Source organism: Gillisia xinjiangensis (genome assembly GCF_046298265.1).
Taxonomy (GTDB): Bacteria; Bacteroidota; Bacteroidia; order Flavobacteriales; family Flavobacteriaceae; genus Gillisia; species Gillisia xinjiangensis.
On sequence record NZ_JBKAHK010000002.1, the window covers coordinates 747,603 to 769,252 of the forward strand.

Consider the following 21,650-nt stretch of genomic DNA (forward strand, 5'->3'; position numbering starts at 1 on the left):
GATTGATGTATCTGATTGATATCTAATAGACCCCATAAATAAGTGTTTGTTACAAAAGATGTCAAAGTTTATTTACAGTTTTGTGCAAATAAATTTTTGGAATAAAAAAATATTATGAACGCCTTTTTTTAATTAGAAAGGCGATTTTCACTTTTTGCTCAATGTCCTCTATTTAATTTATTAAGATTTTTCTTTTTTAAACTGCAGCTACGTTCTCTTATGGCACAAGTTGGCGGAGTAGGGGGGGTGTCTTTTAGGTAAATTCTGTGTCCCGCTGCTTAAAGGCTTCCCTATTTCTTTGAACGCTTTTTTAAATATTCAAAATCTGTAAGATCCAGGATCATTGGAGTGATACTTGTTTTTCCTTGTTTTACCGCCCAGCGGTCAGTTCCTTCGCCTTCAGGTTCAATTGGGGTAACCGTGAACCAGTAATGTTGCCTTCCCATGGGATCTTTATTGGCCACAACTTTCCCGTCATAATGCCTCACAGATTGGGCGGTCCACGCAACTTCACCGCCAGGGAACCTTGGAAAATTGATATTTAATAGTTTCCGGTCGTTTTCATATACTACTTCTTTTAAAGCCTCCATCACGAAGGGTTCCAGGGCATCAAAATTGGTTTCTTCTTCCCCTATTGAAACGGATAGGGCGATACCACGCACATCAAAAAGCACAGCCTGTCTTGCGGCCGACAAGGTGCCCGAATGCCAGGCAGAATTTCCCAGATTTGAACCGATATTGATTCCCGATAATACCAGGTCTATGTCCTGGAAAAGATGAGTTCCCAGCGCAACACAATCGGCTGGGGTACCACTTACCCTAAATGCCTTAATATTTTCGAAATGGATGGGAGATTTTTTATAGGTAATAGGTTTTCCTGAAGTTATCGCCTGCCCCATGGAGGATTGTTCCACATCGGGTGCCATAACTATTACTTCCCCAAAAGCGGAAGCCACCCTTGCAAGGCAGGAAAGCCCCGGACTGTATATTCCATCATCATTGGTTACCAGAATTTTCATTGCTTTATTATTTTATTTAACAAAATGGTTTAAAGCTTTTAAATATGAATTTAATAAAATCCACGCTTTTAAAATTTATTCGTTTTTAAATTGTTCTTAATTTATACATAATTTAATATAATGAACCCGGTTTAGAGAATAAATCATAACATATAGTTAATCCAAATTTCTCCTTGCCGGGCTATACTTATATTTGAGTTAATGCAATACAGGTCACAATGAAGAATATTTTGATCGTACATAATCCTACCGCAGGCGATGCCGAACATTCCAAACAGTTCCTAGTAGATTTTTTCAAGGATACCGGAATGGTAACTACTTATGTGTCCTCTGATGAGGCAGGGTGGGAACAAAGTCTCCGCAATAAACCAGATGCCATCTATTTGGCCGGAGGGGACGGCACAGTGCATTCCCTGGCCATAGAACTTCTCAAAATAAAAAACCCGGATGAGAGGCCACCTGTTCTCTTGCAGCCTTTGGGTACAGCCAATAATATTGCCACCACCCTCTCAATTAAGGAAAAGGAAGTTTTCCTCCCTATAGATCCCAATGCCGAAAAAAGAAAATTCGATTGTGGTAAAGTCAGTGGGATAAAGGGAGATGGGATCTTTCTGGAAGGAGTTGGTATGGGAATATTTCCTGAATTAATTGCTGAAATGAAAAAGCAGGAGGTTAATCCTGAAGAAAAATTGGATCGATCCCTGAATGTTTTGTTGAAGATCGTTAAAAAATATAAGGCGCAAAAAGCTAAGATCGAATTAGATGGATTTACTGTTAAGGGATCGTTTTTAATGGTTGAAGTAATGAACATCCGTTATATAGGCCCTAAACTTCACCTCGCCCCGGATGCAAATCCCGGGGATGGATATTTAAACCTTGTAATGATCCCGGAAAATAAAAGGGAAGAATTAGAAGCGTATGTTAAATCATTAATCGCTGGTAAAAACTCGTATGATCTTAGGAAAATGATTTTTTCTTTACGGGTTCAAAAATTAAAAATTAAATGGAAAGGTTCAAAAGTGCATCTGGATGATGCCTTGGATGAGGATTATTCGGGGGAAAAAATAAAAATGAAGATCTTGCCGGGGGCATTGACCTTTTTAAAATAAAAATATAAAGGATGCAGGTTATTTGCGTTATGTTTTGCTTAAAGCTCTCGTTAAACTTCTTTTTTTCCTAAGGTTCAGAAATATCTATTTTTTCCGGTTCACTATTTTCCCATTTTACAACTCCCACCATACTATCTGCGGTGCCATAGTATAAATACCATGCATCGTTAAAATAAACAAGGCCTTCAATAAAAGTAGTGCCATCTACATATTGTCCGGATTTTTCAAAAGGCAATTCGGGTTTAATAAATTCTTCATCGGCTCTGTCCAGTAACTTCCAGGGTTCTTCAGAATCAAATAATGCCTGGCCGCCGGTGTACATGCGGTTTGCCAGATCCTGATCTCCTATATTCCGGGAATTCCCTGCATTGTAAAGCACTACAATTCCGTCCTTGGTTAAAAGCGGTGGCGGTCCTGCTTCCACCAACCAGGAATCAAAATAACCTGGGCGCGGACTTAATACCGGAGCCAGATTCCCTTCATAATCCTCTACAGGCTCCCAGTTTATAAGGTCTTCGGAACTTGCAAGCCAAATATGTGGAACCCCAAAATACATCCAGTATTTTCCGTTAATTTTTGCTGCCACCAGCTTATCATCTTTTAATTGAGTTACGATGGCACCCGATTTTGTTTCAAGGTTATGATATTTTCCGTCTTTCCATTCCTCAAATATAGGCCCGTGCTTTTCCCAATTTTCAAGATCGGTAGAAGTGGCCACAGCCAATCTTGGAATAGTTCTGTTCCATTGTGTATAGGTTAGGATATAGGTGTTTTCAGTGGTTTCCACTATTCGGGGATCCTCCGTTCCTCCTGTCCATTCGTATTGTTTTTGATCGTCTTCATCCGGATAAAATACAGGTTGATTATTCTGAATATATTTTTCTCCATCTTCCGAAATTGCCAATCCAATTCTGGAGGTGTGGCCTCCAATTTCTTTTTCACCTAATTTCTCTTCGGCTCTATAAAAAACATGTATTTTTCCATCCTTCACTATGGCTGCCGGATTGAACGTCGCCATGGATTCCCAATTGATAATCCTGTTTGTCATAGGATCCTTAAATTCAGTTTCTCCGTTTTTCTGTATGATTGGTTGTGCATCCTCAAATCTTTCAAAAGGTCCCAACATCCATTCCTTTTCCAATTCCTGGGCATACCCAAAAACCCCTGAAACCAATGTTATAAGCAGTATCAGGTAGATATTTTTAAAGTTCGTCATGGTATCTTTTTGGTATTAGAAATCTTTATTTTCTGGATTTTACAATCTTCAAATAGATCTGTTATTCACTTCGGAATATGTAAAGATAGTTGTAAATTGATCAATTTAGAACATATTTAGGTTAAGAAAATTTGTTGTTTCCATTTCTGATTTATGAAGATTAGTAGTTATTTTAGCATAACCACAACTTAAATTGAAAACATGAAAAAAGGATTTTTAATCGATATGGATGGTGTTATTTATGGAAATGACACATTAATACCGGGAGCCGATAAATTTATTGCCGAGCTTCAGAAGAAAAAAATACCATTTCTCTTTATGACCAATAACAGCCAGCGTACCCCGTTGGATACGGTTAATAAGGTAGCGAAAATGGGAATTAAAATCAAAGAAGAGAACGTGTATACAAGTGCGATGGCAACTGCCTTCTTTTTATCTTTTATGCAGCCTAATGGTAGTGCCTATGTTTTGGGAGAGGGCGGATTAATAACCAGTCTGGCCCAAAATGGCTATAATCTTGTAAATCATAATCCCGATTTTGTTGTGGTGGGCGAAGGCAGAAATTTCACTTTGGAAATGGTGAATAATGCTGTGGATATGATCTTATCCGGCTCTAAATTTATCGCAACCAACCTGGATCCCTCTCCCAAGAAAAAGGGATGGTCTAACCTGGGGATAAAGGCAATCGTAAAAATGATAGAGGAAGCTACCGGGAAAAAAGCTTTTTCAGTAGGAAAACCAAGTCCGGTAATGATGCGTGCTGCCCGGAAATATCTTGGTCTGGAAGCAAGTGAAACCATCATAATAGGGGATACTATGGATACGGATATTCTTGGTGGGGTGCAGCTGGGATATACCACGATTCTTACATTATCCGGAGTATCCACCAAGGAAAACCTGATAGATTATGCTTTTAAACCAGATCTCATCATAAATTCTGTAGCCGATATTGAACTGGAAAAAGTTTTGGCGCTAAAGTAATATGTTGTTGCTAAGTAGAAAAAAGAGTATTACCCATCTTATTGAAACTTCAATTTCTTTAAAATTACGAAGTTTTTCTTTTTTTAGGTTTTCTTTTTTTTCTGGTAGCAAGACTATAAACCAGATAACCGGTTCCTGCCGCGGCAAGAACTCCAATCCCTGCTAAGCCAATACTATATAATATTACATGCTTTGTAAGGATTGCTTTTCCAACTTTTAGCGCTACGGCAGTTTTTAATGCTTTTCCTCCTGTATGTAGTATATTGCTCATGATTCCCTGATTTATATTGTTAAATACTTCTAAACTATCTCAACTTTAAAGTAGAGGGAATTTTGTAGGAATTACGTTAAAAATTTTGAAATAACACAGTTTTAACAAAGGCTGAAACAAATGGAAAGTTCTTAGTCTTAAATATGGTCTATTTGGAAAGTCTGTTTTTTAATTTTTTCAGAAGAATAAATAAAATTTTTAAGCTACTTCCTTTTCTATCGCCAGAAAGTGGGTGAGGCTCGATCTACTGTTTAATAATGGAATAATTGTGATCTCGCATATATATTTCTCCTTATTCTTTCTGTAATTCACTACAATTTCAGAAAAAACATCAGACAATTCAAGTTTCTCTCGTATGCTTATCCTGGTTTCGGGTTTGGTGCCTGCACCCTGGAGAAATTTAGGTTGTTTTCCCAAAGCATAATTGGCTGGATATCCGGTCATTTTTGAAAAGCCTTTATTGACCCATTTAATGGTTTGGTTTGCATCTGTAAGCACAAGCGCATCATAATCCTTATTCAGGATCAATTCGTGGTCAAATTTCCATTCCTTGGCGGTATCGTGAATAAGTAGACTGGCTAGATCCATTTTTTTACGTCCTTTTTCAAGAGACTGGAAGTGACTGCTGGAGAAAATATCCATGCTTAGCAGTGGACTTACCTGCTCATTAGGATGGATTTTATGTTTTATAGTCCTATATTCTTCGTTGCTCAGCGAGCTAAGATAAAGATCAAGACAAGCCATATTACTTAAATTATCTTTGAATTTGCTCATAATTGGATTATTTAAAGTTGGTTATTGCTCCTTAATTTTTGAAACCTATTTCGGTATTTTAAATCCTTATATTTTAAAAAAAATAAGAGGGAAAACATCTTTGGAATTTTGCAAATTTATTAACTGCAAACGGTAAATATAGAAGCTTGGTTTTATCTTTTTTAAATTTTAATAGGTTTTATGATTTGTTTGAGGCGCTGGATTTATCTATTTGGAAAAGTTGGAACAATTTAAAAAAGGGCTTAATTTCGAGGCCAGAATTGATGCCGATATTATCCTTTGCAAATAAAATTCGCACAAAACAAAATTAAAAGTTTTGTATCTTTTTGGGTCTTAATTAGTCTTCTTATTGAACTTTAAACTATAGCCATGAATAATTGTAAATGCACTAATTGTGAATGCTCAAAATGTAATTGTGTAAACTGTCTTGAGAATAACTGTAGCTGTGCTGCATGTGATTGCGGTAAATGTGATTGCTGTTAACTAAAAAAGGTTGGTTGTAAGACCAACCTTTAATAATTGTAGTGTATGAAAATGGAAACCATCACGATATGGACTGCTTTTAACAGTGAAATATATTTTTTCATTCTGAAAAAAGTGAAAAACAAGGATGCCGCTAATGAAATTTTTCAAAATTCATTTTTAAAGATCCACCAAAATATCAGGCAATTAAAAGATTCAAATAAAGTAAAGGCCTGGTCTTTTCAAATTGTTAGAAATGAAATCGCGAATTATTTTAATGATCAGTCCAGGACCTTTCACAATATGAATTTCGACACATTAAAAAACACTGAAAATTTCAAGGATTTTTGCTGTTTCGACCGGTTTATATCCAATTTGCCGCAGGATTATAAGGAAGTCATTGAACTTGTGTACATTAAAGGGAAGAAACAAGTTGAAGTAGCCGAATTTATGGGGATAAGTTTAGCAAATGTAAAAGCCAGAATCAGACGTGCAAAAGCAATCCTGAAAATCAACTTTAATGAATGCTGTAAGTTCGAATTGAATGAGGATGGAAAGCTTATAGGAGAACCTAATTGTGCTTTCTGTGATTAAAACCGAATAAAAAGTGAATAAATCATGACTGAGCTATTAATTTTCACCTATCTTACTACCCCAAATTTTTAATCATAGTAGCACCCTTATGAAATGAGCATAACGGAAATTCGATGCAAACACCGATGAAGATATGCGAATTACATATGACCAATAAAAAACAATAAGTATCTACATATGAAAAAAATATTCTTTTTAATTTGCCTGGGCGTTCTAAGCAACATGGCATTCGCACAGCAATTTGAACTAAAATATCATCATACCGCACTTTTGGTAAGTGACCTGGATAAAAGCGCCGATTTTTATGGAAATATTCTTCAGCTCAAAGAAATTGAGGTGCCTTATTCCAATCCTGTTCTTCGCTGGTTTTCACTTGGGGAAGACTTGCAGCTTCATCTTGTAAAGGATAATAATGAAGGTGTTAAACTTCATAAAGCTATTCATATAGCCTTAAACGTTTCGCATTTTGATGCCTTCGTGGACTATCTGAAGGAAAATAAAATCCCGTATTCAGATTGGCTCGGGGAAGCTGAAAAAGTTGCAATTAGGGGAGACGGAGTGAAGCAGGTGTATATTCAGGATCCGGATGGTCACTGGATTGAAATAAACGATGCAGAATAAAATCAGGGTTTAAATCCAATAGATTTTACTGCTTATTCCTTCGGTTTTTTCTCACCGGTTTTTTGCACAAAATAATGTATGATGGAAGGTGCTGTAAGTCCGTGAACCACGATAGAGATCAGGATCACATAAGCCGTGATGGCATATAATTCATTTTTTTGTTCAAATCCGTTATACTGAGTAAAAGCCCAGGCCAGGTAAAAGACCGATCCAATCCCTCTAATACCAAGAAAACTTATAGCCAGTTTTGTTCTGATTCCATCTTTAACACCTATTAGACCTATCAAGCCTGCGAGCGGCCGGATAATTAAAACAAAGCTTAGAGCAAATGCAATCCCTTTCCAGTCTGTGAGGGTTAAAATACCGTTCAAAAGGGAACCGCCAAATAAAATAATCCAGATTACCAGCAACAATCGCTCAATCTCGTGAATGAAATCGTGCATTTTCTTTTTGTAATCGCCGCTTATCTTTTCATAATACCTCAGGCTTATTCCTACAAAAAAAACAGCAAGAAAACCATAACCGTGCATTAATTCTGTAAGCCCGTACGCCATGATGGTGAGTGAAAGGGAGACGAAGCCATCAAAGGTTTTAATACCGGTCATTACATGCAAGCGGTCCATTAAATAACCAATGAAGCGACCTATAAGTATCCCTAATACTATCCCTATTAATATTTTCAGCAGCAATTTATTCCAGAACCATTCGCTAAAATTGAATGCGACCCAACCCCCCGCCTGTCCAACCATTACGGCAAGGTAGGTAAAAGGAAAGGCCATACCGTCATTTAGTCCGGCTTCTGTAGTAAGTGTAAACTTTCTTTTATCTTCGGGTTCTTCTTCCCGGGTGGGCTCATCTAATTGCACCTCGGCCGCAAGGACGGGATCTGTAGGAGCCAGTATGGCAGCAAGTAAAAGGGCAGAGGGAATGCCAAGGGCCAGGAAGTAAACCCCAATAAAATACGCGGAGAGCATACTGAGTGGCATGGTGATAAATAAAAGCAATAAAGGCCTTTTCCATGCTGACCAGGAAAAAACTTTTCCTATTTTTAAGCCGGCACCCATCAGTGAAATTATCACAATCATTTCTGAAAAATACATCAAATCCAAATCATTCCAGAGGGGTTCAGGCCATTGAAGCGGAATATCCACCCAAAAAAGCAAAAACCCAATAAGAAGTAATATGATGGGAAAGCTAATTTTAATCTTCTTTGAAATTGAAGGAAGCCAGGCCATTATAAGGGTTGCAAATCCAAGCGCGGCCAGAATCAAATAGTGCTCTTTCATAAGAGAAAATTACTCATATTTCACGAAAATCAGAGGGTCATTTCCAAAATATTTAACATTTGGATTACAGGTAATACTCCATGAAACCGCGTAAAATCAACATGTTAGCCGGGTATAATATAGATGGAATATTAAATAATAAATATGCTGTTTCTTTTTATTTCCAATACCTTTGTCATGATTTAAAATATTATCCATAATTATCCAAATTATGAGCGCTACTGAAACAATTAATATCTCTGAATATAATCGCGTTAAGAGTCTAATGGATTTAGACCTGGACTATACAAACTTACAGGAAGAATTCCAAAATTTAAACCAACTCGCCGCCAGTATCGCCGATACCGATATCTCCCTGGTGAATTTAATCGATAGTTATACTCAATGGACCGTATCACATTTTGGAATGGACCTTATACAAATGCCCCGGGAAGAGTCGGTTTGTCAATATACCATAAAGTCAGAAAATCCTTTGGAAATCCGCAGGCTGGACAAGGATGTTCGATTTAAGGACAAGTTTTTTGTTAGCGGAAACGGTAATGATTTAGATTTGAAATATTATTACGGAATTCCATTAACTATAGAATCTGGTGAAAATATAGGTGCTTTATGTGTTTTGGATAAGGAGGAGAAAAAAATGACTCCGGAAAAAATCCAACAACTCAAATTCATCGCGGCTGAAATTGTAGAGCATCTAAAATTAAAAAAGCAATTAAAAATTAAACGCCTGGAGGTTCATGAAGGTTTAAAAACAAGAAACAAGCTCGCGCATGATATCCGCGGACCCTTAGCGGGTATCCATGGGCTTTCAGAGCTCGCTCTGGAGGATGAACTCACAAAAATAGAAATGATTTCCTATTTCAAGATGATAGGGGAAAGCAGTACACAATTGCTGGATCTTACAGAAGACATTTTGAACGCCAATACTTCCAAAAAAAACCCTGCTGCCGGGAAAATAAGGATAAAAGATCTTGGCGATAAAATCATCCAGCTATACCAGCCGCAGGCAGCGTATAAAAATATTGTTATTGAAGTGGACATTCCGACCAAAGATGAGGAGATGAAGGTGTATATGGACAGCCTGTTGCAAATTATCGGGAATCTTGTCTCTAATGCTATTAAATTCACGCCTACCGGGGGTAAGGTAAAATTAGGCTTATCCAAAGGAATTGCAGATGATATAGAAAACCTTGAGATCCGGGTGGAAGATTCGGGAAGTGGTTTTTCTGCTGAAAAAATAAAAAATATCCTTGATGGAAAAGGGATCTCTTCTATGGGAACTTCCGGAGAAATAGGTTTTGGACTTGGATTAAAACTGGTGAAAAGTATGGTGGAAGAAATGGGGGGTGATTTCAATATTTCAACTATAGAAAACTCAGGTGGAAGATTGAAAATGACCGTTCCGCAGTATTAATAAATTTTCAAATCTAAAAGATAAAGAACCCTGATTCATATCATACTATTTTTTGAGCTTGTTGGCTAACTTTATGCTTCCAATTTAAAAATTGTGCTATGAAAATCCTTGTGCCTACTGATTTTTCTAAAAAAGCATACAGCGCCTTACATTATTCCTTAAAACTTTTTAAGGGAAAAAGCTGTGTTTTTTATTTGCTGAGTATTCGGGAAGTATCAGATTATATAAGCGATGACCTTTTACAGTCGGATGCAAATGAATCCTTATATGATTCCCTTATTCTTAAAAACAGGAAAAAACTTGGTGAACTTGTAAAAGATCTGGAAAACCAGTATTCCGGAGAAGATTACACCTTTAAAACCATTGCCGATTACAATGGATTTACAGATGCGATTAAGAGAGTGATAGCCCTTGAAAAAATAGATCTAATAGTGATGGGCAGTAATGGTACTAGGGGAGCCAAAGAATTGATATTTGGAAGTCACAGCCTTCGTGTTATCCGTAAGGTGCCTGCTCCAGTTTTGGTAGTTCCTCAGGATTACTTATACAATGGACTGGAAAAAATCCTTTTAAGTCTGGATTATGATCAGGTTTTTGATCCAGCTGAAATAGAGCCTCTGAAGAAAATAATTCCGGGAACTCAAGCTTTTGTAGAATTCCTCCAAATGAAAAGCGAGGATTTTGACGAGGTACTATGGAAAGATCAAAAAGAAAAATTGAATAATTCTTTTAGGGATATTAAGCTCAACTTTCAAACAATAACAGGGGTTCCTTTTGCGGCAGCCGTGAGTTCCTTTGTTCAAATCCAGAAACCAGGTTTAATTGTGTTGCAAGCAGAAAAGGAAAACTACCTGGAGCGAATTTTTCACGCCTCCAATATTTCCTCGATTATTAAAAAAACCACAATCCCGGTTTTAATCCTTCACCCTACTCCTTAAAAAGAACAAAATTTATACAACACTCCGGAAACTATCCCTTGTTTATGACAATTAAACCCCTGATCTTCTGATTTATGTCATAGTTTATGCCTTGTTTGATCCATAATTTTAAGAGTTCAAACTACAGGATTCCAATGGAAAAAGTTAAACCTACTCTTTTAGGGGTGTTTTTTTTAATTTTTTTCAATCTTTCTATGGCTCAAAATCAATGGACCGCAGAATTTCGTCCTGGACTCAGTTTTCCAACAGGTGAGATCGCCGGGAGCGATGTCAAAACCGGTTTTGGGTTTGAAATTACCATCGCATATAATTTTTCGGAAAGCCTTGGAGCATACGCCGGATGGGGCTGGAAGGAATTTAGGGCAAACGATGCCCTGGGAGCAGTAAACGTAGATTTTGAGGAAACCGGATACACATTTGGCCTTCAGTTTATCCATCCAACAAGGATATCTTCACTTTCTTATTTGCTAAGAGCAGGAGGAATTTATAACCATGTGGAAGCAGAAGATAATTCCGGGAACAGCATTGCCAATACAGGTCATGATTTTGGATGGCAGTTGGAAGGCGGAATGGAAATAGATTTATCCGGGGGATTTAGTTTGCGTCCTTCTATGCGCTACCGATCGCTTCCCGGAGAATTTGAGATTGGAACTACGACCACAAATGCCGATCTAAATTATATTTCCATTGGGGTTGGGCTTGCGAAAACTTTCTAAAATGTTTTCCAATCAAGGCAGGAATGTTTTTAAAATGGGGATAATGAAACCTATAGATGAACCATAAATTCAGAATTGATCCTGATGAATAAAAATCTGAGATTAGTAGCGGTAGCTCTTTTATTCTTTTTAGGAATATCAGCCCTTTTTGGCAGTTACCAATTGATCATCGATCCAACCGGGAAATCTCTTCAAATGCCACTGGGATTATTGAAACCGACCCCTTTTGAAAATTATTTGATCCCCGGAATCCTTCTTTTTTTAACAAACGGAATTCCTGTAATTTTAATAGGGTTTATCAGTATTAAGAAAATTGATCATTATGAGTATTTTATTATTCTTCAGGGTGGAATCCTTTTTTTGTGGCTTAATGCAGAATTGATCATCAATATAGATTTCTATTACCCGTTAGCCCTTGTTTCCTATTATATTATCGCCATTTTACTGATGGGGTTTGGTTTTAAATTGAGAAAATCCTGATATGAAAACAGCATTTTTGATCATAGTTTTTTTACATGGAATCATCCATGTTCTGGGTTTTGTAAAAGCCTTTCATCTGGCCGAAGTCGCACAACTTTCCCGCGCTATTCCAAAGTCCCTGGGAATCCTCTGGCTGCTTTGCACCATCCTGTTTTTGGTTGTTGTTGCACTTATAATTTTCAACCGTTCCTGGTGGCCATTTTTTGCCACTGCCGCGGTGATCCTCTCACAAACACTTATCATTATTTTCTGGCAGGATGCAAAATTCGCCACCATAATTAATGTGGTTATACTTTTGGTGAGCATTCCCGCCTTCGGAAAATACCATTTTGACAAGATGGTCCAAAAAGAGCAAAAACAGTTAATTGCAAATATACCCGGGAAAATTCCTGAAAAGATTAGCGAAGCGGACATTGAAAACCTACCTGAGATCGTTCAAAAGTGGATGATGAATTCAGGGGTATTGGGAAAACCAGAAATTCTTTCGGTACGCTTAAAGCAGAAAGGGGAAATGAAAACTAAACCAAATGGAAGCTGGATGCCTTTTTATGCAGAACAATATTTTGATGTAAAAAATCCGGCATTTAACTGGAGGACTGAGGTAAAGCTGTTTCCGGGAATTCATCTTGCAGGCCGTGATAAATTTAAGGACGGAGAAGGGGAGATGCAAATAAAACTACTGTCTCTCTTTAATGTGGTAGACGAAGGGAAAAATGAAAAAGTGAATTCAGGGACGATGCTTCGGTTTTTGGGAGAAATATGCTGGTTCCCATCTGCTGCCTTGAATCGATATGTAGTCTGGGAAGAAGTTGATGCTACTTCAGCAAAAGCCACTTTTCGCCTGCATGATAAAGCGGTTTCAGGATTATTCATCTTTGATGAAAACGGGGAATTAAAATCCTTTGAAGCTGAACGATTTTACGGGGCAGGACAAGATGCTAAAAAGGAAAAATGGCTTATTGAGACGGTCTTACACAAGGAATTTAAAGGCGTCAAAGTACCTGCGGAATGTCAGGTTACATGGAAATTGCCGAGAGGGGATTTTACCTGGCTGAAACTGGAGATAACAACCCTGGACTATAATAATTCACGGTTATTTGAGGAATGATTACAATTTATTTTAAAGGTTTTAAAAATATAACCACTTATGAGAATAGCAGTTTTAGCTCCTATTTCCTGGCGAACCCCTCCCCAAAAATACGGGCCGTGGGAACAGGTTGCCTCAAATATTACCGAAGGTTTAATTGAAAGCGGTCATGAAGTTACTTTATTTGCAACTGGAGATTCCATAACAAAAGGTAAACTGGAATATGTATGCCCACGGGGTTATTCCGAGAATAATGATCTGGATCCAAAAGTTGAGGAATGCCTGCATATAAGTCATTTGATGGAACAGGCATCCAAATTCGACTTGATCCATAACAATTTTGATTTCCTTCCGCTTACGTATTCAGGTTTGATAAAAACTCCTATGATTACTACTATTCATGGATTTTCTTCCCAAAAGATTCACCCGGTTTATAAAAAATATAATTCTATTGGCAACTACGTTTCAATAAGCTATTCAGATCGCAGCCCGGAACTGGATTATGTCGCGACGGTTTACAATGGCATCAATACCGGGGAGTTCACATTTTGCCCTCAACCAAAAGACTACCTGCTGTTTTTTGGAAGGATACATCCCGATAAAGGCACTTATGAAGCTATTCAAATCGCAAAACAATCCGGGAGGAAGCTTATTATTTCCGGCCTGATCCAGGATCAGGGATATTTTGACAATAAAATTAAGCCTTATCTAAATGAGCAGGATGTTCAGTACGCTGGTAATTCCGGACCGGCAGAACGCGATAAACTATTGGGGGAAGCAGCAGCGCTTTTGCACCCCATTGGCTTTGAAGAACCTTTCGGATTAAGTGTGGTAGAATCCATGCTCTGTGGAACTCCTGTTATCGCCTTTAATAAGGGATCCATGCCGGAACTTATCCTGGATGGGAAAACCGGTTTTTTGGTGAATTCTATTTCTGAGGCTGTTGAAATGCTAACTAAAATCAAGCTCATCGACAGGAAATTTTGCAGGGATTATGCTTCGGAAAAATTTAGCCGGGAAAAAATGATTAAAGGTTACCTGGAAGTTTACAGGAAAATTTTAGAAGAGAAAAAACAGAGGATCCTGTAAGGGAAACAGCTCTCATATTTTAACAAAAATGCCTATCTTAGAGTAGGTTTTCAACACACATCAAAAAAATACACACTCCTCCAATTTTTAAATGTCGTAATCTGGGATAATTGATCAAAGGAAGAATATCCCAAAAACTTGATGTCCTTTTGGCATAGAAATGAGCTTGTAAAATTTATAAAAACAAAAACTAACCAACAAAAAGAGTATAAAATGGACACTAAAAATAATGAACATGACGAAAACAATGACCATAACAGCCACAACAAAAAACCAAATGAAGAGGTTGTAAAAAATGACAATTCCAACAATAAATTTCTTGATTTCCTTAAAAAGAATATCGTTGCGGTTTCCCTGGCCTTGATCCTGATTATTGTACTAATATGGTATTCAATAAAAATTAGCACAATCGAAAAACAATATGAAGAGCAAAAAACGGAATTGGTTACCGAATCGGAAAATGAAAGATCAGCGCTGATAACAAAATATGAATCAGAGAAAGACAGTTTAGAAATTAGGAACCTGGAATCTTCTACCAAGATATTTTCCTGGGCTGTACGAAGCGAACTTATGCGGAACAATACCGAAAACCTGAATCAGCTTATAAATGCATTCGTGCAGGAATCCGGTGCCGATTTGGTACAGCTTATAGATCCTAAAACCAATATTATAACCCTGTCATCAGATAAAAAATTTGAAGGTGTGGAATATCCTCAAAAAATTGATTATGCGTTAACCGAGCCACCAACTTTTATGGAAGAAGGTGGAACTAAAATAATAACTCCGGTAATGGGTCTAAATTCTGCGTTGGGAATTCTTATTGTTCAAATCAATAAATAGTTGTGAAAATTTCCCTTTGTTTTTAGCACGTGAGATTCTTCACTTCGTTCAGAATGACCTTTTAGGGTTGTTTTTGTTATTAAGAACGGGTCGCCCCAATTTTTTGTCATCCTGAACGAGCTTTTGGTCGAGGAAAAATCTCAGCAGTTGGTGTGTAGGAGGGAGTGTTACTGTGATGTTACATCAATTATGATTCGTCCAATGTGAGCGCAGGATTCTTCACTGGGTTCAGAATTACATTTGGGGGTTGTGACATAGATCACATTGATTTATTATCATAGGTCATTTCTATTGTTACGGTTTGCCATTATTTTTGTCTTTTAAAATCAAAAATCTCGGAGCAAACCCGCGAGGTATATCCTAATAATTATCGGAAGGGAAATACTTTTAAAAATTCGGCGCAAGCCCGTTTGAATGAAATTAATTTCGGGCAGGCCTACGGGAATTAAACCCTCAATGAGGGATAAAATTGAGCGCTTAAGTACAGTTTATAAAACAAGCATAAAAACCACAGACCATGGAAAATAGGATATTAGGATTGCACCATATTACCGCCATTGCGGGAGATGCCCAAAGAAATTATGATTTTTATACCAAAGTTTTGGGATTGCGAATGGTAAAGAAAACCGTGAATTTTGATGATCCACAGACCTACCATTTTTATTTTGGAGACGGAATGGGAACTCCGGGAAGTATCCTGACATTTTTTCCATGGCCGCGGGTTAGACAAGGTAAAAACGGTACTGGAATGGCCACAGGAATCGGGTATTCAGTTCCGGTGGGAAGTCTGGAATTCTGGAAAGAGCGTTTTGAGAAATTCAATGTTCCTCACGGCAAAATTTCAACGAAGTTTGGAGAAGATTTTCTCGATTTTCAGGATCCGGATGGTTTAAACCTGGAGTTGATAGTTCCTGCGAACAAAGATGAGCGCAAGCCCTGGGAAACCGTAGATGTGAAGGAAAACGTGGCCATCAAGGGATTCCACAATGTCACCCTTACCTTAACAAATCACAAATTCACTACTGAAATACTCACCGATGTTTTTGGATATGAACTTATTGGAACAGAAAATAACCTTTACCGTTTCAGGACCAGTGCAGTTGAAAATGCAGCTGTGGTAGATATTCTTGAAGATCCAAAAGCCGAAAGAGGCCAGAATGCCGGTGGAACCAACCACCACGTGGCCTTTAGGGTGAAAAATGAAGAAACCCTTATGGCATTCCGGGAAAAAGTGATACAAAAAGGATTGCAAATCACAGAGAAAATAGACCGTGATTATTTCTTTTCCCTTTACTTTCGGGAGCCGGGAGGAGTGTTATTTGAGATAGCTACAGATAATCCTGGATTCGCCACAGATGAAACCGTGGAAGAATTAGGAAGTAGCCTCCAGTTGCCCGACCGTTATAAAGATGCTAGGGCACAAATTGAAAAAGCCTTGCCGCAACTGAAGCAGTAACTATTTAGAATTGAAGTTCGGGGAGAAAAATTCCCTGGACTTTTTTTTATCAAAGCAAACGCCTGAGGGAATTAAACTTTCAACTGGATAAAAAAAGAAAACAATGCATTCAAAAAATATCATAACCGCAGGAAAAGACATTTCAGAAGCAAAAAAAGTACTGGTGCTTTTGCACGGGCGTGGCGGTAAGGCACAGGACATTCTTTCTTTGGCAGATCACTTCCTCTTAGATGACTTTGCGCTTCTCGCGCCACAAGCCACCAATAATTCCTGGTATCCGTATTCCTTCCTGGCACCACCTGCTCAAAATGAACCCTGGCTTTCTTCAGCAATAGGGATTTTAAACGATTTACTGGAAGAAATAAAAACCAACGGAATAGCATCAGAAAACATTTATTTTGCCGGGTTCTCACAGGGAGCCTGTCTTACCGCAGAATTTGTCGCTCAAAATGCAGCCAGGCTTGGAGGGGTAATTCTTTATACCGGCGGCCTAATTGGGGATAAAATATTTGCTGAAAATTATAAAGGGGATTTCGCAGGCACTCCTGTTTTTATTGGAACCGGAAATCCGGATGCACACGTTCCGGTAGAAAGGGTAAGCGAGACCGCTAAAATAATGGAAAAGATGAATGCTGAGGTGACCGTAAAAGTCTATGAAAACAAGCCGCATAGTATTTCACAGGACGAAATTGAAACTGCAAACAAACTTATTTTTAAATAAAATTTTATGATCTAAATCACTTTTTCAGGAACCTTATCCTGGGCATATATTCCTTTTTAAAAAACTTTGCAGAGAAGGAAAACAGACTGTTATTGGTGGAAAACGGATTTTAATGAAGTTTCACCTTGTTATTGCTGATATGATTTCTATCATATTTAAAAAGCCTTTAAGCAGTTAACTTTATAAGTAAGTTTAAAAACTTTTTAAAATGGATGTATCTATTTTCTTAGCACAATTCTGGGGTTGGTATCTGCTTATCTTTTTTTTCGTTCTAAGCTTTAACCCAATCAGGATCAAACAGATTTTTATTGATCTCAGTGATCACAAATTCTCTATAATTACCGCTTTCCTTGCTATTATTATAGGTTTGATCAATATTCTTCTTCATAATATATGGGAGCCAGACTGGAGGTTTATTATTACAGCATTAGGATGGATTTCGCTTTTTATTGGTCTGGCGCTGTTTATTTTTCCAAATCCCTCGCGAAAACGTCTTGAGATTATCAATGTAAAATTGGTTCAGGTTATATATGTACTCCTATTTCTATTTGGAATTTTTCTGTTGAATATGGGATATCAACTGGTACAATATTGAAATTGAATTTTTATAGCTGCATTTTATAATTCTGTTCAATGTTGTCCGGTAAACATTTTTGTAAAAGTTGGAACCATACATTCATTGGGCATTCCTATGGGATTTTTAATAAACTAACCTTACTATTCTGAATTTTTCAATTATATCAATACTTAAAATATTCTGAAAAAACAGAAAACTAAATGTTTATCAGTTAATTAAAATCAGGTCTTTTTTCTTGGTTCTTGCAGTTACGCCGAAGGGGGAACGATTGCCTCTTTACCGGACATTACTGTTTCCGAATAAAAAAAAACCTCATCCTGGCAAACCGGTTTTATTATCGATAAATTTATTTTTAGGATTTCGGTTAAGCATGGTTTTAGTTCTTTTTTCATTTATTTTTTTACCAAAATCAGAAATGTGGGTGGACTTTTCCAGCCGTTCCATTATAATCCTTGCCATTAAATAACAAACTGTAGATTCTGCTCCCTGATTGATATTTACGTTTTTTTCTTCAACTCCATCCCTGCACCCTCCCGTTAATGGATTGTATACGATTTCCGATAAATGATTTTCGCCCAGGAACCAATTAAATGCCCTTTTCATCTTTTCTATATATGCACTGATTTTAAAGGTTTTATAGAAAATCTCCAGACTGTTTATAATGCAAAAAACATCTATAGGCTGTTCTCCATAGCGATTGGGTTCAGTACCCTTTTGATACCAGCCCCTGTTTGAGATCACTCTGAATTCATCGTTCACAAACATTTTGGAAAGCAAAAAATCAAAAGATTCTAAAGCGGTTTTTTTATAGGCTTCGTTTCCACTCACTAAATAGGCATAAAGCAGCGATTCCGGAAGGATACTGTTTGCATAAGTTAAGTTATCTTCAAACCATTGCCATTCTTTTTCCCGGTTGATATCATACCGTGTAATGAGGTTTGCCGCCAGATTTTCAATATGTCGTGAGATATGGGTTTCTTTTTTTACCTGAAAGTAATTATAAAGTCCCTTTATTGTAAAACCAACAGCCCTCGGGGATAATACCCCGGCGATCCATGAATCACATTTCAGCATACAAAGCAAAGCTTGCTTTGTTATTTCCTCTGGCAACAGATCCTGTAGGGAGATTACTGTTCCTAAAGCCCAGACAGCCCGGGCATTGGAATCTTCTAAATTAACATAATCATTTTTGATGTGAACCTGATCAAATTCATCTATGTAATTTACAAAAGTACCTTGAGGGGTTTGACAACGTTCAATGAAATCCATATAAATTTTTATGTTTTTAAGAACTCTGGTATCCCTAAATGATTCAAAATGCATGCACAGAGCAATCAGGGCCCGGGCATTGTCATCTAATGTGTACCCGGAGCTTAAATCCGGAATACATATTTTTGAAAACTGGATCATCCCTCTTTCTGTAGTAAGCTTATTAAAATGCCTTAGCTTTATTGGCGGATAATCATAAATAATTTGGTCTTTGATTTTTAGTAGTTTATGATAAAGTTTTACGTGCCGCGTAGCGATATTTTCCCATGAGGCCGCACTGGTTCTTTGAAAAGCATTAAAACTCATTCGTTCCCGCAGTTTTTTATTTGAAAGCAATTTTATTCCTGCATTTGCCAATTGTTTCGAATCACCAATATTTATTATATATCCTAAATCGCTGGTGAGTATTTCCCGGGTGTGGGGAATAGAAGTGGCAATTATTGGGCAGGCACAGCTCATGGCATATGCAAAGGTTCCACTCACAGCCTGATTGGGATCTTTAGATGTGAATAAATAAATATCGGTAGCTTGTAAAAGTTCCAGCAATTCTTGAAGTTCTACATACTTATCAATAAACATCACATAGCTTGAAATCCCCAGGACTTTAACAAGCTCTTCAAGGTATTCCCTGTAGAGATCCCTGCCATTTTGAACATTGTTTGGATGAGTTTTTCCAATGATAAGATAAAAGACCTCCGGAAATTTTTCAACCATTTCCGGAAGCGCATATAAGGCGGTTTCAATACTTTTTCCAGAGCTAAGTAGTCCGAAGGTAGAAAGCAGTATTTTCCCGGAAGATCCATATTTTTCTTTTAATTTATCGCCTTCGGCCCATTTTACAAGGTGGGTTCCATGTGGGATATATTCTATTAATTTGGGATCTATATCATATTCTTCCTGAAGGATCTCTGCAGATCTATGTGTCATTACTGTAATGGTAATAGCATGAGAAGCCAAACTTTTCACTATCGCTTTCAATTCTTCGTTCGGATTGGATAATACGGTATGGAATGTAAATATTACCGGTTTGTTTATCACATTCAGGAAATCAAATAAATAATCCCCATAGGAGCCTCCAAACAATCCGAATTCATGTTGAATATGGACCAATTTTATAGTGGTGTCCAGGTTTACCTCCTGAGCGATTTTTGTGTATTCTTCACGCATAGTGGGATTCAAGACATATTCTGCAGAAGAACCTGTTGGCCCGCTTTTTTTTAGATCGCATTTAATACAAGTAAAGGCCTGGCTGAATTTCAGGGAAATAGCATTTATAATATCGGTTGTAAAAGTCGCAATACCGCATTCCGTTGGCGGAAAACTGGACATAAATAATATGCTGGAGTTTTTGTTCTTGCCGTTCATTTCATTTCATTTTTAAGTTCATTTAGCAGGGTATTTATATTCATCGAGGCTACTGCAATCCGAAGGTCGGCTGCACCATAATAGATGTAAAGTTCTTCATCGAACAGAACGATTCCGGTTGGAAATACAACATTGTTCACCACTCCTTTTTCTTCCTCGGGAAGGCTGGGTTCAAATAGGGGTTTTTTTAGATGTGCCAATACTTTGCAGGGATTATCGATGTCTAATAAAGCCGCAGCCGCATGGTAAATCGTCCCGGTTTTTGTAGCCTGGGCGGCGTGATAGATCAATAACCAGCCATCATCCGTCTCAATTGGGGGACATCCCGCTCCAATATGACCTCTTTCATAATTAAGTGAGGGATGGAGAACGATGTGCTTTTTTAAGTTGGATATATAATCGCTCCAGTATTCTTCCGTCAGCTCTTTGGGATCTTCATAGTAAACTATCTGAATAGAAGGGTACAAGCGATGTAAAAAGGTAAATTTTCCGTGGATCTTTCGCGGAAAAAAAACAAGGTTTTTATCCCAAACATAAAGGGTTGTGTTCAAAAGCTTTGAAAGTTTATATTTTTCAAAAAGATCATAGAACGTTAAATGTTTATCACTTATGTCGTCTAAATTCTCACGTATGAGAAGGCTGTATTCATCATAGGTGAACCTGGGAGTGATAATCCCGTGCCGTTCAAATTTTTTCAGGTCTTTGGAGGTAGCATAAGACCCGGCAACATTTACACCGTCATAAGCCGAATAGGTCAAATAATAGGTGCCTTCTATTTTTGTTATTCGAGGATCTTCGATGCCGTGAGATTCATTGTTATTACCCGGTGACATTACCGGTTCCGTATACCGTTCGATCACTTCTGTTGGACCCTTTAATTTGCAGTAGCCCAAAGTGGAGAAATTTCCTTCACTCACAGCCCTGTAAACGAGATGTACAAACTCACCTTCCCTTATGGCAGCGGGATTGAACACTCCTTCGTTCTCAAAAATATTCTCCGTTTTACTAAGAATTATTCCGTGCTTTTTTACAAATGGATACATTTTTTAAGGGAAATTTTCCTTTCCAATTTGAACTAAAAAAGCATCTATTCCTATGATATATATCAAGTTATAAAAATTTGGGATAGCGTTCTAAGAAGGAAAATCTGGAAAGTATGAATGCTGAAATTTTCCTGAAAATTGGATCTGAAGTTGATGCCTTTCAGCAAAAAACAGGATCGAGTTAATGAGAGATAAGGTGGTTCTCCGGGCTAATTGATTAAGATAAATACAGCGCTATTTTTCACGGGATTACTTTTGAATTTCATTGTAACTGGTAAACACTTTTGTTAAAGCTGAAAGCATACCTCCACTGGGCATTCCA

Annotated in this window: 21 protein-coding genes; 14 read left to right on the forward strand and 7 right to left on the reverse strand. The window is 37.6% G+C overall.

Annotated features, from left to right (window positions below):
- Positions 1 to 290: 290 nt before the first annotated feature.
- Positions 291 to 1,019 (reverse strand): 5'/3'-nucleotidase SurE, encoded by a 729-nt coding sequence (surE, locus tag ACKGJN_RS04470; protein ID WP_409538226.1) that lies wholly within the window; start codon positions 1,017 to 1,019, stop codon positions 291 to 293.
- 218 nt (positions 1,020 to 1,237) lie between these two features.
- Between surE and ACKGJN_RS04475 the strand changes: the two genes are divergently transcribed.
- Complete coding sequence (locus ACKGJN_RS04475) at positions 1,238 to 2,128, forward strand: diacylglycerol/lipid kinase family protein (RefSeq protein WP_409538227.1); 891 nt, start codon at positions 1,238 to 1,240, stop codon at positions 2,126 to 2,128.
- A 67-nt stretch (positions 2,129 to 2,195) separates the two neighbouring features.
- Here the strand turns inward: ACKGJN_RS04475 and ACKGJN_RS04480 are convergent, their stop codons facing one another.
- Positions 2,196 to 3,344, reverse strand: a complete 1,149-nt coding sequence (locus tag ACKGJN_RS04480; protein ID WP_409538228.1) for a glycoside hydrolase family 130 protein — start codon at positions 3,342 to 3,344, stop codon at positions 2,196 to 2,198.
- A gap of 201 nt (positions 3,345 to 3,545) precedes the next feature.
- Here ACKGJN_RS04480 and ACKGJN_RS04485 point away from each other — a divergent pair, with 201 nt between their 5' ends.
- Positions 3,546 to 4,325, forward strand: a complete 780-nt coding sequence (locus ACKGJN_RS04485) for an HAD-IIA family hydrolase (protein ID WP_409538229.1) — start codon at positions 3,546 to 3,548, stop codon at positions 4,323 to 4,325.
- A 64-nt stretch (positions 4,326 to 4,389) separates the two neighbouring features.
- Here ACKGJN_RS04485 and ACKGJN_RS04490 read toward each other — a convergent pair whose 3' ends face one another.
- Both ACKGJN_RS04490 and ACKGJN_RS04495 read right to left on the reverse strand, forming a co-directional pair.
- Positions 4,390 to 4,596 (reverse strand): hypothetical protein, encoded by a 207-nt coding sequence (locus ACKGJN_RS04490; protein WP_409538230.1) that lies wholly within the window; start codon positions 4,594 to 4,596, stop codon positions 4,390 to 4,392.
- A gap of 198 nt (positions 4,597 to 4,794) precedes the next feature.
- Positions 4,795 to 5,370, reverse strand: coding sequence for a PAS domain-containing protein (locus tag ACKGJN_RS04495; protein ID WP_409538231.1), 576 nt, complete (start codon positions 5,368 to 5,370; stop codon positions 4,795 to 4,797).
- Positions 5,371 to 5,904: 534 nt separating this feature from the next.
- On the opposite strand from ACKGJN_RS04495, the gene ACKGJN_RS04500 reads away from it, so the two are divergent.
- Positions 5,905 to 6,426: a sigma-70 family RNA polymerase sigma factor gene (locus ACKGJN_RS04500; protein ID WP_409538386.1), complete on the forward strand. Its 522-nt coding sequence runs from the start codon at positions 5,905 to 5,907 to the stop codon at positions 6,424 to 6,426.
- A gap of 177 nt (positions 6,427 to 6,603) precedes the next feature.
- Positions 6,604 to 7,047: a VOC family protein gene (locus tag ACKGJN_RS04505; protein WP_409538232.1), complete on the forward strand. Its 444-nt coding sequence runs from the start codon at positions 6,604 to 6,606 to the stop codon at positions 7,045 to 7,047.
- 32 nt (positions 7,048 to 7,079) lie between these two features.
- Here ACKGJN_RS04505 and ACKGJN_RS04510 read toward each other — a convergent pair whose 3' ends face one another.
- Positions 7,080 to 8,333, reverse strand: coding sequence for a cation:proton antiporter (locus ACKGJN_RS04510; RefSeq protein WP_409538233.1), 1,254 nt, complete (start codon positions 8,331 to 8,333; stop codon positions 7,080 to 7,082).
- A 265-nt stretch (positions 8,334 to 8,598) separates the two neighbouring features.
- Here ACKGJN_RS04510 and ACKGJN_RS04515 point away from each other — a divergent pair, with 265 nt between their 5' ends.
- From ACKGJN_RS04515 to ACKGJN_RS04560, 10 genes are all read left to right on the forward strand, one after another.
- A complete protein-coding gene (locus ACKGJN_RS04515; protein ID WP_409538234.1) occupies positions 8,599 to 9,747 on the forward strand; it encodes a GAF domain-containing sensor histidine kinase in 1,149 nt (382 codons plus the stop codon).
- 98 nt (positions 9,748 to 9,845) lie between these two features.
- A complete protein-coding gene (locus ACKGJN_RS04520; RefSeq protein WP_409538235.1) occupies positions 9,846 to 10,685 on the forward strand; it encodes a universal stress protein in 840 nt (279 codons plus the stop codon).
- 134 nt (positions 10,686 to 10,819) lie between these two features.
- Positions 10,820 to 11,401: an outer membrane beta-barrel protein gene (locus tag ACKGJN_RS04525; protein WP_409538236.1), complete on the forward strand. Its 582-nt coding sequence runs from the start codon at positions 10,820 to 10,822 to the stop codon at positions 11,399 to 11,401.
- 84 nt (positions 11,402 to 11,485) lie between these two features.
- A complete protein-coding gene (locus ACKGJN_RS04530; protein WP_409538237.1) occupies positions 11,486 to 11,881 on the forward strand; it encodes a hypothetical protein in 396 nt (131 codons plus the stop codon).
- Between the two features lies 1 nt (position 11,882).
- A complete protein-coding gene (locus tag ACKGJN_RS04535; protein ID WP_409538238.1) occupies positions 11,883 to 12,989 on the forward strand; it encodes a DUF6544 family protein in 1,107 nt (368 codons plus the stop codon).
- Between the two features lie 39 nt (positions 12,990 to 13,028).
- On the forward strand, positions 13,029 to 14,057 hold the full coding sequence (locus tag ACKGJN_RS04540) for a glycosyltransferase family 4 protein (RefSeq protein WP_409538239.1): 1,029 nt from the start codon (positions 13,029 to 13,031) through the stop codon (positions 14,055 to 14,057).
- A 213-nt stretch (positions 14,058 to 14,270) separates the two neighbouring features.
- Positions 14,271 to 14,897, forward strand: a complete 627-nt coding sequence (locus ACKGJN_RS04545) for a hypothetical protein (protein WP_409538240.1) — start codon at positions 14,271 to 14,273, stop codon at positions 14,895 to 14,897.
- A 517-nt stretch (positions 14,898 to 15,414) separates the two neighbouring features.
- The gene (locus ACKGJN_RS04550; protein ID WP_409538241.1) at positions 15,415 to 16,353 is read left to right on the forward strand and encodes a ring-cleaving dioxygenase; all 939 of its coding nucleotides are present in this window, start codon (positions 15,415 to 15,417) and stop codon (positions 16,351 to 16,353) included.
- A gap of 103 nt (positions 16,354 to 16,456) precedes the next feature.
- Complete coding sequence (locus tag ACKGJN_RS04555) at positions 16,457 to 17,074, forward strand: alpha/beta hydrolase (protein WP_409538242.1); 618 nt, start codon at positions 16,457 to 16,459, stop codon at positions 17,072 to 17,074.
- Between the two features lie 208 nt (positions 17,075 to 17,282).
- Positions 17,283 to 17,669 carry a hypothetical protein gene (locus ACKGJN_RS04560; RefSeq protein WP_409538243.1) on the forward strand — a complete coding sequence of 129 codons (387 nt, stop codon included), beginning with the start codon at positions 17,283 to 17,285 and terminating at the stop codon, positions 17,667 to 17,669.
- Positions 17,670 to 17,963: 294 nt separating this feature from the next.
- Here ACKGJN_RS04560 and ACKGJN_RS04565 read toward each other — a convergent pair whose 3' ends face one another.
- Both ACKGJN_RS04565 and ACKGJN_RS04570 read right to left on the reverse strand, forming a co-directional pair.
- The gene (locus ACKGJN_RS04565) at positions 17,964 to 20,285 is read right to left on the reverse strand and encodes a glycosyltransferase (protein ID WP_409538244.1); all 2,322 of its coding nucleotides are present in this window, start codon (positions 20,283 to 20,285) and stop codon (positions 17,964 to 17,966) included.
- Entirely contained in the window at positions 20,282 to 21,328 is a 1,047-nt protein-coding gene (locus ACKGJN_RS04570; protein WP_409538245.1) for a glycoside hydrolase family 130 protein, read from the reverse strand. Before ACKGJN_RS04570 ends, ACKGJN_RS04565 begins: the two co-directional genes overlap by 4 nt.
- Positions 21,329 to 21,650 lie beyond the last annotated feature (322 nt).